Annotated in this window: 17 protein-coding genes and 1 pseudogene; 3 read left to right on the forward strand and 15 right to left on the reverse strand. The window is 57.1% G+C overall.

The annotated features are described in order from the left end of the window. Positions 1-8 precede the first annotated feature (8 nt). The 10 genes from lfgK to lfgB form a co-directional block, all read right to left on the reverse strand. Positions 9-1,328, reverse strand: coding sequence for a lateral flagellar hook-associated protein LfgK (gene lfgK, locus ACTG2B_RS20530; RefSeq protein ID WP_265773891.1), 1,320 nt, complete (start codon positions 1,326-1,328; stop codon positions 9-11). Beyond that, positions 1,328-1,726 (reverse strand): rod-binding protein, encoded by a 399-nt coding sequence (locus ACTG2B_RS20535; RefSeq protein ID WP_439996756.1) that lies wholly within the window; start codon positions 1,724-1,726, stop codon positions 1,328-1,330. Before ACTG2B_RS20535 ends, lfgK begins: the two co-directional genes overlap by 1 nt. A gap of 8 nt (positions 1,727-1,734) precedes the next feature. Next, positions 1,735-2,841 (reverse strand): lateral flagellar basal body P-ring FlgIL, encoded by a 1,107-nt coding sequence (fgIL, locus tag ACTG2B_RS20540; protein ID WP_019444810.1) that lies wholly within the window; start codon positions 2,839-2,841, stop codon positions 1,735-1,737. 8 nt (positions 2,842-2,849) lie between these two features. Beyond that, the gene (gene flgH / locus ACTG2B_RS20545; protein WP_026034860.1) at positions 2,850-3,521 is read right to left on the reverse strand and encodes a flagellar basal body L-ring protein FlgH; all 672 of its coding nucleotides are present in this window, start codon (positions 3,519-3,521) and stop codon (positions 2,850-2,852) included. Then, positions 3,521-4,306, reverse strand: a complete 786-nt coding sequence (gene lfgG, locus ACTG2B_RS20550; protein ID WP_005336212.1) for a lateral flagellar basal-body rod protein LfgG — start codon at positions 4,304-4,306, stop codon at positions 3,521-3,523. Before lfgG ends, flgH begins: the two co-directional genes overlap by 1 nt. A gap of 78 nt (positions 4,307-4,384) precedes the next feature. Beyond that, positions 4,385-5,119 (reverse strand): lateral flagellar basal-body rod protein LfgF, encoded by a 735-nt coding sequence (gene lfgF, locus ACTG2B_RS20555; protein ID WP_005336213.1) that lies wholly within the window; start codon positions 5,117-5,119, stop codon positions 4,385-4,387. 9 nt (positions 5,120-5,128) lie between these two features. Further along, positions 5,129-6,322: a lateral flagellar hook protein FlgEL gene (gene flgEL / locus ACTG2B_RS20560; protein WP_043821922.1), complete on the reverse strand. Its 1,194-nt coding sequence runs from the start codon at positions 6,320-6,322 to the stop codon at positions 5,129-5,131. An 18-nt stretch (positions 6,323-6,340) separates the two neighbouring features. Beyond that, positions 6,341-7,048 carry a flagellar hook assembly protein FlgD gene (locus tag ACTG2B_RS20565; protein WP_158110354.1) on the reverse strand — a complete coding sequence of 236 codons (708 nt, stop codon included), beginning with the start codon at positions 7,046-7,048 and terminating at the stop codon, positions 6,341-6,343. Positions 7,049-7,051: 3 nt separating this feature from the next. Further along, positions 7,052-7,477, reverse strand: coding sequence for a lateral flagellar basal body rod protein FlgCL (gene flgCL, locus ACTG2B_RS20570; RefSeq protein ID WP_019444815.1), 426 nt, complete (start codon positions 7,475-7,477; stop codon positions 7,052-7,054). Between the two features lie 2 nt (positions 7,478-7,479). Next, positions 7,480-7,869 (reverse strand): lateral flagellar basal body rod protein LfgB, encoded by a 390-nt coding sequence (lfgB, locus tag ACTG2B_RS20575; RefSeq protein ID WP_101529985.1) that lies wholly within the window; start codon positions 7,867-7,869, stop codon positions 7,480-7,482. A gap of 137 nt (positions 7,870-8,006) precedes the next feature. Between lfgB and flgA the strand changes: the two genes are divergently transcribed. The 3 genes from flgA (at position 8,007) to ACTG2B_RS20590 (ending at position 9,512) form a co-directional block, all read left to right on the forward strand. Further along, positions 8,007-8,720 (forward strand): flagellar basal body P-ring formation chaperone FlgA, encoded by a 714-nt coding sequence (gene flgA, locus ACTG2B_RS20580; protein ID WP_439996757.1) that lies wholly within the window; start codon positions 8,007-8,009, stop codon positions 8,718-8,720. A 76-nt stretch (positions 8,721-8,796) separates the two neighbouring features. Then, positions 8,797-9,072, forward strand: a complete 276-nt coding sequence (gene flgM / locus ACTG2B_RS20585) for a flagellar biosynthesis anti-sigma factor FlgM (RefSeq protein WP_005336222.1) — start codon at positions 8,797-8,799, stop codon at positions 9,070-9,072. Beyond that, complete coding sequence (locus tag ACTG2B_RS20590; protein WP_421300681.1) at positions 9,069-9,512, forward strand: flagellar protein FlgN; 444 nt, start codon at positions 9,069-9,071, stop codon at positions 9,510-9,512. Before flgM ends, ACTG2B_RS20590 begins: the two co-directional genes overlap by 4 nt. Before the next feature lie 9 nt (positions 9,513-9,521). On the opposite strand, the gene lfiJ is transcribed toward ACTG2B_RS20590, so the two are convergent. The 5 genes and pseudogenes from lfiJ to fliFL all read right to left on the reverse strand — a co-directional run bounded on the left by lfiJ (position 9,522) and on the right by fliFL (position 14,730). Continuing rightward, positions 9,522-9,935 (reverse strand): lateral flagellar protein LfiJ, encoded by a 414-nt coding sequence (gene lfiJ / locus ACTG2B_RS20595; protein ID WP_076493221.1) that lies wholly within the window; start codon positions 9,933-9,935, stop codon positions 9,522-9,524. A gap of 9 nt (positions 9,936-9,944) precedes the next feature. Next, positions 9,945-11,276, reverse strand: coding sequence for a lateral flagellar FliI-like assembly ATPase LfiI (gene lfiI, locus ACTG2B_RS20600; RefSeq protein ID WP_421300682.1), 1,332 nt, complete (start codon positions 11,274-11,276; stop codon positions 9,945-9,947). Continuing rightward, positions 11,269-11,961, reverse strand: a complete 693-nt coding sequence (lfiH, locus tag ACTG2B_RS20605) for a lateral flagellar assembly protein FliH (protein WP_274160633.1) — start codon at positions 11,959-11,961, stop codon at positions 11,269-11,271. The genes lfiI and lfiH overlap by 8 nt, the downstream gene beginning before the upstream one ends. Positions 11,962-11,973: 12 nt before the next feature. Continuing rightward, positions 11,974-13,002, reverse strand: coding sequence for a lateral flagellar motor switch protein FliGL (gene fliGL, locus ACTG2B_RS20610; protein ID WP_439996758.1), 1,029 nt, complete (start codon positions 13,000-13,002; stop codon positions 11,974-11,976). Next, positions 12,989-14,730 (reverse strand): annotated as a pseudogene (gene fliFL, locus ACTG2B_RS20615) (lateral flagellar M-ring protein FliFL). The gene fliGL and the pseudogene fliFL overlap by 14 nt, the downstream one beginning before the upstream one ends. Position 14,731 lies beyond the last annotated feature (1 nt).

Genomic DNA, 14,731 nt, shown 5'->3' on the forward strand with positions numbered 1-14,731 from the left:
TCACTCCGTCAGAACATGTTCAGGATGGAATTGAAGAGCTGATCCGAGGTGCTGATCACCTTGGCATTGGCCTGATAAACCTTGGTGTATGCCATGATTTTGACCCCCTCTTCATCGGTGTTGACCCCACTCACGCTGCTCAGCTTGGTGGCCATCTGCTTCTCCATATTGGCATCAGCCTGCATGGTCGCCTTGGCCTGTCCACTCTGTACCGCAATCCGGCCAAGCAGAGCACTGTACGCGTCGTACTGGCCTTCCTTGATCGTGATGATCTCCTGCAAATTGCGATTGTCACCTTTACCACCGCCGGCCTTTGCAAAGGCAAGATGATCGCCGGTAAAACCATCGGCAACCTTCAAGGTTCCGGAAGGGTTGAGCGGATCGTAGCTAAACAGGGGTTTACCCGGAGCACCATTCAAATCGACACCACCGGCCTGTTTGGCATTGAAGTCATCAGCCAGCTTCTTCGCCATCTGATTGAGCTCGTCGCGAAGCGGACGCAGCACATTGGCGCGATAATCCATCACCCCGGCCAGAGACCCGCCATGCAGCGCTGGAACCTCAAAGGTTTGCGGACCGAAACTCAGGCTAAGTTTGTCACCGGCCAGCGAAAGGGTACTGCTGCTGCCGGATAGTACCAACGGCTGCCCCTGAGGCAGACTGATCGAGAACGAACCATCGCTCTGCCGGTTAACCCTCACCTCCATATAGGTTGAAAGCTCGCGCACGACCTGTTCACGGCTGTCTTCCAGTGTGGATGTATTGACCCCTTTGGAAGCCTGTTCGCTGATCTGGGTATTCAGTTCGGCAACCTGCTTCAGATAACTGTTGACCTGAGAAACCGTGCTGTTCAGCTGATCGTCGATCTGTTTCTCCTGGGTCAACATACTCTCGTTGAGCTGACCAAAACGGTTCGCTAGCGCACCGGCCGAGCTGACGATCTGGCTGCGTTGTGCCGGGGTTTCCGGGCTGTCGAGCGCAGCGCTGAGGGAGGCAAAGAAGCTGTCGAGCCCCTTGGTGATATTCATCGATTCACTACCCAGCAGCTGCTCTGTAGTGTTGATGTACTGGTAAAACGAGTAGGAGGAGCCTGTCGCCGAGCGGCTACGCCAATGCTGGGAAACCAGATAATCATCCGTGATCCTGCGAACACCGGTTACCTCTACCCCCTGGCCATTATCCAGCCGACCAAAACCGGACAGGCTGCCCATCATGGCCTCCTGGCGACTGTAGCCGATGGTGTTGACGTTGGCGATATTCTGGGCGGTGACATTCAACGCGATTTGGGCCGCGTTAAGTCCGCTAAAACCGATATTGAGCAGCGACATCAATCAACCTTCTTCATTTTTACCGAGTTGAGAGGCTGGCTGAACGCAGCCAGGGTCTGCTGCTCTGAAGCGACCACCCCGTCCGGATTCTTTAATGACGGAGCCAGCTGGTTGACCATCTGCTCCCGCAGACCGATGCCACCTCGCTTGACCATGCTCATCGCCAACTGGCTGTCATACATATCGCGATAGAGGGATTGCCCCTTGATAATCTTGTCGTCCTCATCCTGCAGGGCATCCGTCGCCGAGCGCATATGTTTGAGCACGGTTTGCAAAAAACTGACTTCAAACTGACCGGCTGCAGCATCCAGCGCGGCACGCTGATCCGGGTTGCTTTTGATTTGCTGCAATTCATTGAGATCCTGATAAAAACTGGGATCCGAGCTAATTCTGGTCATGATAATCCTTAGATAACCACCAACTCACCTTCGAGGGCGCCAGCCTCATCAAGCGCTTGCAAGATGGCCATAACATCATCGGGGGTTGCCCCGAGTGAGTTGACAGCCTTGACGATCACTTCCAAGGACGTGCCATCCGGCCAGACAAACATGTTGTTACGTTCCCGATCGACCTGGATCTTGGAGTTGGGGGTCGTCGTGGTCTGCCCGTTGGAGAAGGCGTTGGGCTGACTGACCGTCTGACTCTCGCCAATCGTCACCGTCAGACTGCCATGACTGACGGCAGCCTTGTGAACCTTGACCCCCTGCCCCATCACCACAGTACCGGTTCGACTGTTGAAGACCACCTTCGGCCGCTCCTGACCCGGATCCACCTTGATATCCTCCAGCAGGGCCATAAACGCGATGCGCTGGCTCTCGTCCCTGGGGGCTGCAACCTGAACCCGCCCGGCACTCACCGCTCGGGCAACCGGCCCCAGCTGATGGTTGATGGCACGCTCCACATTGCGGGCTGTCTTGAAGTTGGGTTGATGCAGATTGAGGGTCACTTCCGGCTTTTCGGCAAAATTGCTGACCACCTCTCGCTCGATGGTGGCGCCATTGGGGATAATCCCGGCTGTCGGCACGTTAATCGTGACCGATGAACCTGATTGCCCTTCCGCTTTCACCCCAGCGACGACCAGATTGCCCTGCGCCACGGCATAGACTTCACCGTCGATACCGCGCAGTGGGGTCAGCAACAGAGAACCGCCACGCAGACTCTTGGCATCACCAATGGAAGTCACGGTCACATCGAGCAACTGCCCCTTGCCTGCCAAAGCGGGTAGCGTGGCCTGCACCGAAACGGCTGCCACGTTCTTGAGCTTGGGATCGATATCGTCCGGTAACTGCACGCCAAACTGCTTGAGCATGTTGGCCATGGATTGGCCGGTAAATTTGACCTGGCTTTTGTCACCGGTCCCGGAGAGACCGACCACCAGACCATAACCCACCAGCTGGTTGGTTCTCAGCCCCTGTACATCGGCAATATCCAGCAAGGCTCGTTTGGCCGGTGCGGCAGCCTGACTAAACAAGGGCAAGCAGAGACACAGCAGGGCGATAAACCATCTGTTCATGTGATTCCTCAAAATGGCGCAAACGCCGAGCTAAAGAAGCGGCCCAGCCACCCCATCTGGTTACTGTCGGCGAGGGCACCACGACCGGCATAGGTGATGCGGGCATCAGCAATGCGCTGGGACGAGATACGGTTGCTCTGGTCAATATCCTCGACCCGCACCATGCCGCCCAAGCGGATATATTCATCCCCCTGATTGAGGCGGATCCACTTTTCACCGCGGATCCCCAACACACCGTTGGGCATCACTTCCGCGACAGTCACGGTTATGGAACCTGCCAGGGTATTTTGCTGGCTGGAGGTCGCACCGCCATCAAAATCCCGATCAGCGCTGAGGGTTGCCCCCCAGTCGGGGCGCAGTTTACCGCCAATAGAGGGGGCCGGCACATTCATGCTGCTGTTTTTGCTCATGCTGGTATTGGCTTTCTTGCTCGACTGGGTACGCTCTTCCAGCACCACGGTGAGAATGTCACCAACACGGTAAGCTCGCCGATCCTGAAACAGGGTCATCATGTAGTTGCCACGATAGAGGCCACCATCTTCGCTCTGCGCAGCCGCGGTCACCTTGGGACGGGATGGAGCCCATTTCTCGTCACCTGGCTCGGGCGCCTGCAGCTCATAGGTGGCACAGCCGCCCAACAGCAATACCAACCAGATATAACGCAGCATCGACTTCATCATTACAGTGCCTGCGTGACAAACTTGAGCATCTGGTCGGCGGAAGAGACCACCTTGGCATTCATCTCGTAAGCCCGCTGGGTGGTGATCATGTCAACCATCTCCTCGACCACGTTCACGTTGGAACTCTCCAGCGTGAATTGCTTGACGGCCCCCATCGCCTCTTCACCCGGTACACCTTCAATGGGCTCACCGGACGCGCCGGTTGCACGGTAGAGGTTGCCACCGAGCGCTTCCAGACCGGCCGGGTTGGCGAAATTGGTCAGGGTGATGCGGCCCAGCTCGACGTTCTCTTGCTGACCGGGCAACGAGGCGCTGACAGTGCCGTCGGTACCAATGGAGATCTTGGTGGCGTTATCAGGGATCTGGATCTGCGGCACCATGGGCAAACCATCCGCGTTAACCAGCTGCCCCTCGGCATTGCGATGCCATTGACCATTACGGGTATAGGCCGTCTCGCCATCTGGGCGCTCAACCCCGAAGAAACCGGCACCGACCACCGCCATATCCAGCTCCTGATTGGTATTCTGGAATTGGCCGGAGGTGAAGACCTTTTGGGTACCCACCACCCGCACACCATTACCCATCTGAATACCGATAGGCGCCAAATTCTGCTGATCCTGCTGGGCACCCGGCTGGCGCTGCACCTGATAAAAGAGATCTTCAAACGCTACTCGATCGCGCTTGAAGCCGACCGTGTTCACGTTAGCCAGGTTGTTGGAGATACTGGACATCTTGGCATCTTGTGCCGACAGACCTGTTTTACTGACCCATAATGCTGCGTGCATTGTTATTCCACCTTGTTCATCAAGCCTCATCCACTGGGATGTGGCAAGGCATCGGGTATCTGCCCGATGCCGTCAAAATCAACCCTGACCGGAAATCAATTTGGCCCCTTGACGAGCCTGATCATCCGCCGCTTTCATCAACTTGACCTGCAGTTCGAAATTGCGGGTCAATGACATACTGCTGACCAGCTCATCCACGGCATTGACGTTGGCCCCTTCCAAAAAGCCGGATGCCATCACCACCTGCTCGCTGCTTTCGGCATCCCCCCCCTGGCGCATCCGGAAAAGACCATCGTGGCCTTTTACCAGCTCAGCCGGATCAGGATTGACCAGCTTCAAGCGGCCTACATCAAGCCGGGCACCACCACCCGGAGGAGTGATGCTCAGGGTGCCATCCTTGCCGAAACTGATGTCACGATAAGCGGGCAGCACCAGCTCGCCCCCCTCCCCCAGCACCGGCCGACCATTGAGGGTCAACAGCCCGTCGGCATCGGCCTCCAGGTTACCAGCACGGGTATAGGCCTCTTTGCCATCAGGCGTCTGCACCGCCAGAAAACCCTCGCCACGAATCGCCACATCCAGCTTGCGCCCCGTCTGCATCAGAGGGCCAGCTTTGAAGTTGGTCCCGGCCATCTCTTCTCTGGCCATCACCCGGCTCTGATAACCATCGCCCGTCAGGGCATAAGCAGAAACCCGCTCAAAGTCAGCCCGAAAACCGGCGGTATTGACGTTGGCCAGGTTATTGGCCCGGATTTGCTGGGCCATCAGGGTATGCTGCGCCCCGGACATGGCGGTGTAGATAAGCTTTTCCACGGGTTACCCTTAGAAGGAGTTGAACAGAACCTGAGTCATTTTGTCAGCGGAACTGATGGTCTTGGCGTTTGCCTGATAGTTACGCTGGGAAGTCATCAGGCTAACCAGTTCACCGGTCAGATCCACGTTGGAGCTCTCGTAGGCCCCGGCAGTCAACTGACCCATGGTGCCGGTTCCCGGCGCCCCCAGTACAGGCTGACCAGAACTGAAAGATTGCTGCCAGGTGGTGTTGTTGGTCTGCAGCAGACCATTGGGGTTGGCGAAGTTTGCCATGACCACCTGACCCTGCTTCAGGCTCTGACCGTTGGTAAAGGTGGCATAGACACCACCATCGGCATCAACCCGTATACCGGTCAAATCGCCAGCGGTGTAACCGTTGGACTGGTTACGAGTCGCGTTGAAGTCAGAGGCATACTGGCTGACACGTGCAATGTCCACCTGCAGCGAAATGGGGTCTGCCCCCGCTGGGGCAAGTGCCAGAACCGGAGAGGTAGTCGGCGCCTTGAGCGTCCCGTTGCTGTTGAACTCCATAGTCACCGGAGCTCCGGTCGTGGTGCCATTGAAGGCATAGTTGACCTGCCAGGTATTGGCGCCGGTTTTGACAAAATACTGGGTGACCGTGTGCTCAACCCCGAGCGAGTCATAGACCTTGCTGGATTGGGAGTAGCTGAAACTGTCTGACTTGGCTGGATCGAAGGGATGAAGAGCGGGATCGATCACGCTGGCATCCGCCTTCAGGTTGGCAACGAACTCCAGCTTGTCGGATGCCTTGGCAGGCAGGCTGCCAGCTTTTACCTGAATGTCACCGATCACGCCGGATTGCAGCTCACCAGCATCATTGGTGGTATAACCCTGCAGTCGGTTGCCATTGGCTGTTGTCAGATAATTATTCGGATCCCGCTGGAACATACCGGCTCTGGTATAAGAGGTCTGTCCGCTGCCATCTTTCAGCACAAAAAAGCCACTGCCAGAAATCGCCAGATCGAGCCCACGCCCGGTCCGCATCACATCGCCGTTGCGATCAAAGTTCTGAGAGACGTTGTTCATCTCGACACCGCCGGCCTGACCACCGCCATAAATGGCGGCAAACTCGGCACGGCTGGATTTGAAGCCTGCGGTACTGGCATTGGCCACGTTGTTACTGATTACACTTAATTCCTGGTTCACGGCGCGCAGGCCGCTCAATCCGATACTGAAAGACACAGTGTCGCTCCTCTCTGATTACGCCGATTTACCGAACTGGATTGCACTGAACAGCGGGACATCGCCCACACCGGCAACCTGCAGCATGATTTCACCCGTACCGGGCAAAGTGACGCGTTCCACCTTGCTGGCAACATAATTTTTGGATGTGGTGGCAACCCCGTTGAGTGACGCCTTGACCTCGAAGCTGTACTCCCCGGCAGGCAGCTCCGGCAGTTCATAATCCAGACCACCAGCCTTGCTTTCACCCCAGCTCTTGGTCGCCACCAAAGTGCCGTGTTCGTCATACACCTTAAGCTCGACCTGATCGGCGGCCCCCGCCAGCTCGACCTGCCCGCGAATAGCTTTGTCATCACTCTTGGTGAGGGTCTTACTGGGTACCATCACCTCTTTGTCGATCAGATCCGTGCTCTGCAGTACCTGCTGTGTATCCATCATGTTGATGGACTTCTGCTGCAGAAGCTTCAGGCTCTCGACCCCTTCCACCATGCTGAACTGGGCCAGCTGGGTGACATATTGGGCCCCATCAAGCGGGTTGGTGGGATCTTGGTTCTGGATCTGTGCCACCATCATCTGCAGGAATTCGTTACGCAGTTGCATCCCGCTATTCTGGTTGGCTTGCGTTTCCTGAGCAGCACCGGCGCCATTGCTGGCGATCTTGGGGTCAGCAACAGCCTGACCCGTACCACGCGCCGTATCCAGACTGCTTATCTGTGGCAGACTCATGGCTTAGGCTCCCTGACCAAGACGCAACAAACCTTGCTGCATACTGTTGATCCGGTTGATCACCTCCACCGAGGTTTCAAAACCGCGAGAGGCGCTCATCATGTCGGCCATCTCTTCCACCACGTTGACGTTGGAGTAGTAAACAAAGCCATCCTGATCGGCCATCGGGTTAGTCGGCTCCAGCCGTTTCTCGACCTGACGGTCGGACTGTACGATACCCGCCACTTGCACCGACGCAGCTCCGAGGCCATCGGCATCCTGAATCTTCTGATAGAGAGTGGAAAAAACCGGCTTGATGGCACGAAACGCGGCGTCTTCACTGGCGGCCGCGCTATCCACGTTGGCCAGGTTGGAGGCAACGGTATCCAGCCGCACGGTCTGGGCGCGCATGGCACTGCCGGCGATGTCATAAATCTTGTTGAACGACATGGTTAACGGCCCTCGATCGCCTTGGCGATCCCGGTAATCTTCATATTGAGGAAAGTGAGACTGGTCTGAAAATCGGTGGCGTTGTTGGCAAATTTGCCCTGCTCAACCCCCAATTCGGCGGTATTGCCATCCATGGAGACCTGATAAGGAATGCGATAGAGGGGGTGATGCATATCGTCACGCATGGCGCCCTGGCTGATGGCCTGACTCTCCTCGCCCGCAGCAACTTGCTGCGCGACACGGCCCAGAATCGTCTTATAATCGACATCCCGAGCCAGATAGCCCGGTGTATCCACGTTGGCCAGATTTCCCGCCAGAATACGCGCCCGCTCCGCCCTGACATCGAGGGCATAAGGGTGTACGCCGAGGGCGCTGTCAAATGAGATACTCATGCTTCATCCTTTATCGTTCACTCAGACCGGGGTTACCCTTATCAAGACTCATGCCAACCATGAAGATACCTAGTTTCAAGCGGTTACCATGCACCATCCACTGCAAGCAGATGAGAAATGAGGAAGTGCGACTTCCCGTGTGGAAATGGAGCGGCATCCTCTGGCTACTGCTGAGCGCATTGGCTCACGGTGCCCCGCAGGCGCAAAGCGCCATGCTTGAACAGTTGCTTGAACAAGATGCCCGCCAGAGTCTTGATGACTACATCACCCAGCAGGGATGGCCTGCAACCTCAGGGGAGTTTCGGGTCTGGCTTGCCCCTTCCGCCGAGCACCTTCCTCCCTGCCCCTCACACTCACTCTCGTTACAAGCAGGTGGTCAGTATCGGCAACCCTGGGGACGACGCCCCTATCTCATCGAATGCACAGATCCCGCCTGGCAAGTGCGCGGGCGGGTAGAGGTCTCGTTGCTGTTGCCGGTCTGGGTTGCTGCACGGGATATCGCAAAAGGTCAGAGCATCAGCGCCAGCGATCTGGTGGAGAAAGAGCTGGATGTCAGCCGCATACAGCGCGGGTTCACCCCGAGTAATCACACCCTGCTGGGCCATAAAAGCAACCGGCATCTGAGAAGCGGGCAGCTCATCGGTGAGCTCGATTTACAAAAAAGTTGGGCGGTCAAACAGGGGGAAGGGGTACTGATCCGCGCAGGGAAAGGTGAGTTCTCCGCCACAACCAGAGGGGAGGCCCTCGATAATGGCGGAATAGGCGACGGGATCAGAGTGAAAAATCTTAGCTCTGGCAAAGAGATACAGGCATGGGTGACTGATATAGGGGAAGTTGAAACCCGTTTTTGAACCAAGATCGCAATTTGATTCAAGTTCGACAAGCCTTGGGTCGCTTGTCATAAACAGACCATCAGGAATTTATGTTATGAAAATTACCCGTACTGACTCGCTCTATATTCAAAATCAGCCTGGCCGCAAACCGGATGTAACGACCAAGCCGGAAACCAGGTCCGCACAGTCATCCGAAGCACGGATCAGCAGCACAGCGCAGTCAGTAGCCAACGCCCGCAGCCAGCTGGCCACCACATCCGACGTCGACATGGACAAGGTCAACGAGATCCGCAAAGCCATCAGTGAAGGCAAGCTGGAGATCGATCTGGATGCGTTGGGTCAGGCCATTCTGGATATGCATCGCCGATGAGCGTGGATACCAAGGCCACCGTCAAGGCATTGATCCTCGGGATCCAGCAGGATTACGGCCACTATACCGAACTCACCGCCCTGTTGCTGCGCCAGCATGCACTGCTGGCAAGCCATGATGTCGATGGTCTGCAAGCCCATAACGAACAGCAGACAACGCTGATGGCCAAGGTGACACAACAGGCAAAGTTACGCTGCCAGCAGCTGCAGACATTGGGCCTCAAACCAAATGAGAAGGGGATGGCCACCCTGATAGCCAAGCTGCCACTTCCCCTGCGCACCACGGTAGCCAATCAATGGCAACAGCTTGAACAGCTGCTGCATCAGTGTCTGCGCCAGAATGATCTCAATGGCCGCCTGCTGGCAGGTCAGATGGAGACGATTCATTCACTGTTGGGACAAGAGTCAGGTTATCGCGACCCGGACAGCATTACGGATTAACCTTCCGCTTTACTCTTGGCGGGTCAGGTGACGCAAACTCGCCAGCTCATCCAGCTGTAGCTGATCCCGCCTCTCCTGTTGCTGGCGAGCAACATCATCACGTCTTGCCAGCAATAGCTCCAGTCCCTTGACCCGCCCGAACTGCCGGACAAGTTCCCCTTCGTGGCGCTCCAGATCCAGTCTGGCCAGCGCAGATTGCTGCACCTGATGGGAGAGCAAACGGCGCAACTGGCCATCCATCTGTTGCTTGTTTTGCCATAGCAAAGGGTGAAACTTGTCGGAACCGGGCCGCAGCGAAGAGATCACTTCCTGCAATTTGTGTGCTCGCTGCTCTTCCCGCAACGCCAGCTCCCGCAAGCGTCGACGCTCGGCGCCAAGATTTTCCAGCTCTTCCTGTTGCAACCCCAGATAAGACTTCAGCATAACGAATCCTTATCCCTGCCCCAGCACCTGCTTGAGACCAACCATCACCTGCTCAAAGGCCATCTCTTCATGCAAGCCTTGCTGCAGAAATGCCGCAATCCCCGGATAACGCTGAACAGCTTCATCCATCTGCGGATCGGCCCCGGGTTGATAACCACCCAGTGGCAGCAGTTCACGCACCTGCTGATAGCGTCCCCACAGCTGGCGCAAGGTGACCGCCAGCGTTTGCCATTCGGCAGGTACGACTTGCGGCATAACCCGACTGACCGAGGCACCGATATCGATGGCGGGATAGTGGCCCTCTTCCGCAAGACGGCGGGTCAGCACGATATGACCATCGAGAATGGCGCGCGCCGCATCGACCACCGGATCCTGCTGGTCATCCCCTTCCGCCAGCACTGTGTAGAACGCACTCAAACTGCCATCCGGATGCGTGCCGTTACCGGCTCGCTCCACCAGCTGGGTCAGCATGCTGAATACCGAGGGTGGATAACCCCTGGTGGCAGGAGGTTCACCGATGGCCAGCGCGATTTCCCGCTGCGCCTGGGCATAGCGGGTCAGTGAATCCATCAGCAGCAGCACATCCTGCCCCTGCTCACGGAAAAACTCGGCAATTCGGTGGCATAGCTGGGCCGCTCGCAGCCGCATCAGGGGAGATTGATCCGCTGGCGCCGCAATGACCACGGCGCGAGCCAGACCTTCCGCCCCCAGACTGTGTTCGATGAATTCGCGTACTTCACGGCCCCGCTCACCAATCAGCCCCACCACCACAATCTGGGCAGCGGTATTGCGGGTCATCATGCCCAGCAACATACTCTTGCCGACCCCCGAGCCGGCGAACAGCCCCAAACGCTGGCCCTTGCCAACAGTCAGCAGGCCATTGATGGCGCGGATACCGACATCCAGCGGTTCACGTACCGGGGTTCGCAATAGCGGATTGGGGGGAAGAGCAAACAGGGGGACACTGTCACCAACATCGGGTAACGGCTGCCCGTCGAGGGGCTGCAGCAGTCCATCGAGTACCCGCCCCAGCAGATGACTACCAAGCCGAACAGTTTCTTCTCCATCGATCGGTTCGACCTGAGCCCCCGCGAAGAGGCCACTCATCGGCTGCAGCGGCATCAGGTAAGAGATATCCCGGTTAAAACCGACCACCTCGGCCAGCAAGGGGGTGCCACTTGCCGTGCTGACACGACAACGCTGCCCCATCACCAGTTGACAGCCGACTACCTCGAGAGTCAGGCCAGTGACTCGCACCAACCGGCCAAAACGACGAAACGCTGGCAGCTCATCCAGATTGTCCAGCGCACTGGTCAGTGCCTGCTGCAAGGCTTCATGCATCTTGCGGCACGTCCAGCGAGCTGTTGAGCTGTTCGATGCAGGTTGCCAGGCGGGAGCTGGTGCTTACCTCGACGACGGCAGCGCGGGTCTCGATACGGGCATCGCCTACCCCGAGCGCTGCATCGACTTGCAATGGCCACCCTTCGCAGCGAGTCACCCCCTGCTCGGCAAGTCGCTGTCGGTCTCCCTCATTGAGGTAGATCACCAGCTCTTCCGACTCACTCGGCAAGGTAGCCAACGCCTGCTCGACCTGATTCATAACCTGCTGGGGATTGAGAGTAAACTCCGCCATAATGACCCGCTTGGCCACCTGCGCCACCAGCTGGGCAATCAGCTCTTTCTGCTCGACCATCCGAGCCCGGCTCAGTGACTCCCACTGCTCTTGCAGCTTGGCAAACGGCACCATTGCCTGTTCGAAGGCGGCTCGCCCCTCCGAAAGGCCCTGAGCAAACCCGCGGGTTTGCCCTTGTTGCAAACCGGTGCTCTCGCCTTCCTGCAGGCCGCTGGTCAGCCCTTGCTGATAGCCGGCCTGATAACCTTCGTCATGACCTTGCTCCAGCCCCTGCTGATAGCCGAATTCAAACTGTTCTTGCTGACTCCGTGCCTCTTCCCCACTCTGACCGAGCGCAGGGAAACGATACAGACGGGTCGCCCCAGGCATCAATTTGCGCACATTGTGACTCATGAATGCCTCCTTTTAACTGACGATGGGCTCTTCGAACAGCTGGAACTCGATCTCGCCCTGCTCCACCAACTCGCGGACCAGTTGCATGACCTCTTCCCTTGCCTGCTCGACCTTGCGCAAAGAGACACTGCCCTGGTTCTGGATCTGATCGTCCAGCGCCTGAGCCATCCGCTTCGGCATGGCACCCAACACCACTTTGCGGAAGCTGGTTTCGGTGTTCTTGAGAGCCAATGCCAGCAATTCGCTGGGCAGCTCCTGTACCAAACGTTGCAAGGTGTCGTCGCTCTGACGGCGCAACGCCATGAAATCGAACATGTTCTTCTCGATCTCCAGCGCCATGTCACCGTCGTGTTCGCGCAACAGGGAGAGCATCTGCTCCTTGTCCCCCTGATAACGGTTGAGAATATCGGCTACCTGCCGTACCCCGTTTACCTTGGCACCAGATTGATCCGCCACGTAGGTGAGGCAACGATCCAGTGTCAGTCTGAGCTCGCCCAGCACATGTTCACTAACACTGCTGAGACTGGCGACACGCACCAACAAATCATCGTGTACCGATCCGGGCAAGGCATCGAGCACGGCGGACGCAGTCTGGGGTGGCAAGAAGGCCAGCAGCACAGCCTGCATTTGGGGATGTTCGTTACGGAAGAAGCGGGCCAGCACATCGGCAGGCACCCACTGCAGGCGCTGGATATCCTGACTCATCACATCGCCGTACAGACTGTCGAGCAAACTACGGGAGAGTCGTTGCCCCAGAGCAAGATCGAGCGTCTGTTCCAGATACTCCCGTGAGGCACTGCCAATTCCGCTCTGCTCACGGTAGTGATTGAAGAACTGCTGCAACGTCCACTTGGCTTCCATCGAGCTGACGCCAGAGAGGGAGGCCATCTTGGAAATCAAACGCTGCACTTCGTCACGGGAGAGCTTTTGCATTACCTTGGCAGCAGACTCGGTCCCCATGCTCAGCAACAAGATGGCGGCCTTCTCAAGGTTGTCGATATCGATATCAACGGCACTCTGATTCAAGTTAACGCTGTTCATTGCCACTCACCCATGCTCTGACAACCTCCGCCACCCGGGCGGTATCTTTTTCAACCAGCAACTGCAAATGCTTGAGCTGAACCTCCAGCTCGGATCCCGGTTCCGGCAACGACTCCATATCGAGTGACGAGAACTGGGGCTCCATCTTGTTGTCAGTACGGATCAGACTATTTGAAAGAGCAGACGTCAGCTGGGGATCATCGTCATCCCTGCGCATGGACAATCCGACCGTGGGCTCCAGCTCTTCTTCCGTCTCACCCATTTCCATATCCGGCTGCTGTTGGGTGCGAACCAGATGTTTCACCAACGGCCGAATACCGAAGAAGACCAGTGTCAGGCCAAGCAAACCACCGACCAGATAACGCAGGGAGTCTTGCCAATAAGGGGTTTCCCACCAGCTGGATTCGGGAGCAGCTACTGGTACCGCACCATTGAATCGAAGGCCTGCAGACTAATCTGATCGCCACGCGTCTCATCGAAACCGACAGCACGCTCTACCATCTGACGGATCTGTTCCAGTTGCTCGGCACTCCAACCCCCCTTCGGAGCAATCTGCTGATTGAGCAGAATGGAGACGTTAATTCGCTCCAGACGTCCCTGCTGGTAACGGGTGTGCACTATGGTGCGACTGTTTTCGTACTGCTTGCTGACTTCCTGACGCTCGGTGCGAGTGTCGTTCTGTTGTGTTGCGGTATTTACATTGCCTTTGTCAGCATCTGCCTTTTCATTTTTTGCCGCCGTTTCAGGCGGGCGGTTGGATAGCGCCCCCGGGATCCCCATCGCCAACGCATCGATGGTCTTGTCTGACTTGTTGGACTCGCGAGTCACCACCCCTTGCGGATCAAGCTGCTGCTGGGTCTCTTCGACAGCGTTGAAGTTAACGTCTGCCGCAATCTGCACCTTGAAATTGGTGCTGCCCAGCATGGGATAGAGCATGTCGTTGGCACGCTGACGGATATATTGTTCCAGCTTGCGGACATACTCCATCTGTTGAACGCTCTGCTTGCCAAAACCGACCTTGTCCCCCAGCTCTGCGCTGAGCAACTGGCCAGATTGGTCCACCACGGTCACGGCACCAGGTTTCATTCCGGAAATACTGCCCGCCACCAGATTGGCAATCGCCTCGACCTGACCCGCTTCGATGGATTGGCCCGGTTGCATATCGAGCATTACCGATGCGCTGGGTTTCTCCTCATCGCGCCCCACGAACAGCGTGCGCTTCGGAATAGCAAGATGAACACGGGCACTGCGCACGGCATCGAGCGCTATGATGGTGCGGGCCAGCTCCCCTTCCAGGGCATGACGATAACGCGCCCCTTCCATAAATTCGCTGGTACCCAGTCCGGTTACGTTGTCCAGCCCTTCCAGACCAGACGGCATGGCTGCACGCACCCCTCGTGCAGCAAGCGCCATCCGGACATGAGCCAGCTGGTTTTCAGGAACCAGTACCTGACCGGTGCTCTTTTCCAGACGGAAAGGCACCTGCTCTTTCTCCAGCATCTCCATGATGTTGGCGGTATCGTATAGCTCCTGTTTGCCATACAGGGGCACATAGTTTTTGCTGGAGGTCCACAGGATAATGACTATGGTGCCTGCCACAATGGCAGCCAGCAGAGCAATGGTCAGGATCGATTTGTTGTCACGGGAGAGGGTACGCCAGTTGCGTAATCCCTCTTGTAGCCTGATTTTGAGCGAATCAGGGGCTGCCCCCTGAGGAGACGTTACCAGT

This window comes from Aeromonas sp. 30P, from assembly GCF_051919805.1.
Taxonomy (GTDB): domain Bacteria; phylum Pseudomonadota; class Gammaproteobacteria; order Enterobacterales; family Aeromonadaceae; genus Aeromonas; species Aeromonas veronii.

What these genes read in the sequence shown, in the direction of transcription:
- lfgK (WP_265773891.1), bottom strand. Translation starts at nt 1,328, where the DNA reads ATGTCGCTGCTCAATATCGGTTTTAGCGGACTTAACGCGGCCCAAATC.
- ACTG2B_RS20535 (WP_439996756.1), bottom strand. Translation starts at nt 1,726, where the DNA reads ATGACCAGAATTAGCTCGGATCCCAGTTTTTATCAGGATCTCAATGAA.
- fgIL (WP_019444810.1), bottom strand. Translation starts at nt 2,841, where the DNA reads ATGAACAGATGGTTTATCGCCCTGCTGTGTCTCTGCTTGCCCTTGTTT.
- flgH (WP_026034860.1), bottom strand. Translation starts at nt 3,521, where the DNA reads ATGATGAAGTCGATGCTGCGTTATATCTGGTTGGTATTGCTGTTGGGC.
- lfgG (WP_005336212.1), bottom strand. Translation starts at nt 4,306, where the DNA reads ATGCACGCAGCATTATGGGTCAGTAAAACAGGTCTGTCGGCACAAGAT.
- ACTG2B_RS20565 (WP_158110354.1), bottom strand. Translation starts at nt 7,048, where the DNA reads ATGAGTCTGCCACAGATAAGCAGTCTGGATACGGCGCGTGGTACGGGT.
- flgCL (WP_019444815.1), bottom strand. Translation starts at nt 7,477, where the DNA reads ATGTCGTTCAACAAGATTTATGACATCGCCGGCAGTGCCATGCGCGCC.
- lfgB (WP_101529985.1), bottom strand. Translation starts at nt 7,869, where the DNA reads ATGAGTATCTCATTTGACAGCGCCCTCGGCGTACACCCTTATGCCCTC.
- flgM (WP_005336222.1), top strand. Translation starts at nt 8,797, where the DNA reads ATGAAAATTACCCGTACTGACTCGCTCTATATTCAAAATCAGCCTGGC.
- ACTG2B_RS20590 (WP_421300681.1), top strand. Translation starts at nt 9,069, where the DNA reads ATGAGCGTGGATACCAAGGCCACCGTCAAGGCATTGATCCTCGGGATC.
- lfiJ (WP_076493221.1), bottom strand. Translation starts at nt 9,935, where the DNA reads ATGCTGAAGTCTTATCTGGGGTTGCAACAGGAAGAGCTGGAAAATCTT.
- lfiI (WP_421300682.1), bottom strand. Translation starts at nt 11,276, where the DNA reads ATGCATGAAGCCTTGCAGCAGGCACTGACCAGTGCGCTGGACAATCTG.
- lfiH (WP_274160633.1), bottom strand. Translation starts at nt 11,961, where the DNA reads ATGAGTCACAATGTGCGCAAATTGATGCCTGGGGCGACCCGTCTGTAT.
- fliGL (WP_439996758.1), bottom strand. Translation starts at nt 13,002, where the DNA reads ATGAACAGCGTTAACTTGAATCAGAGTGCCGTTGATATCGATATCGAC.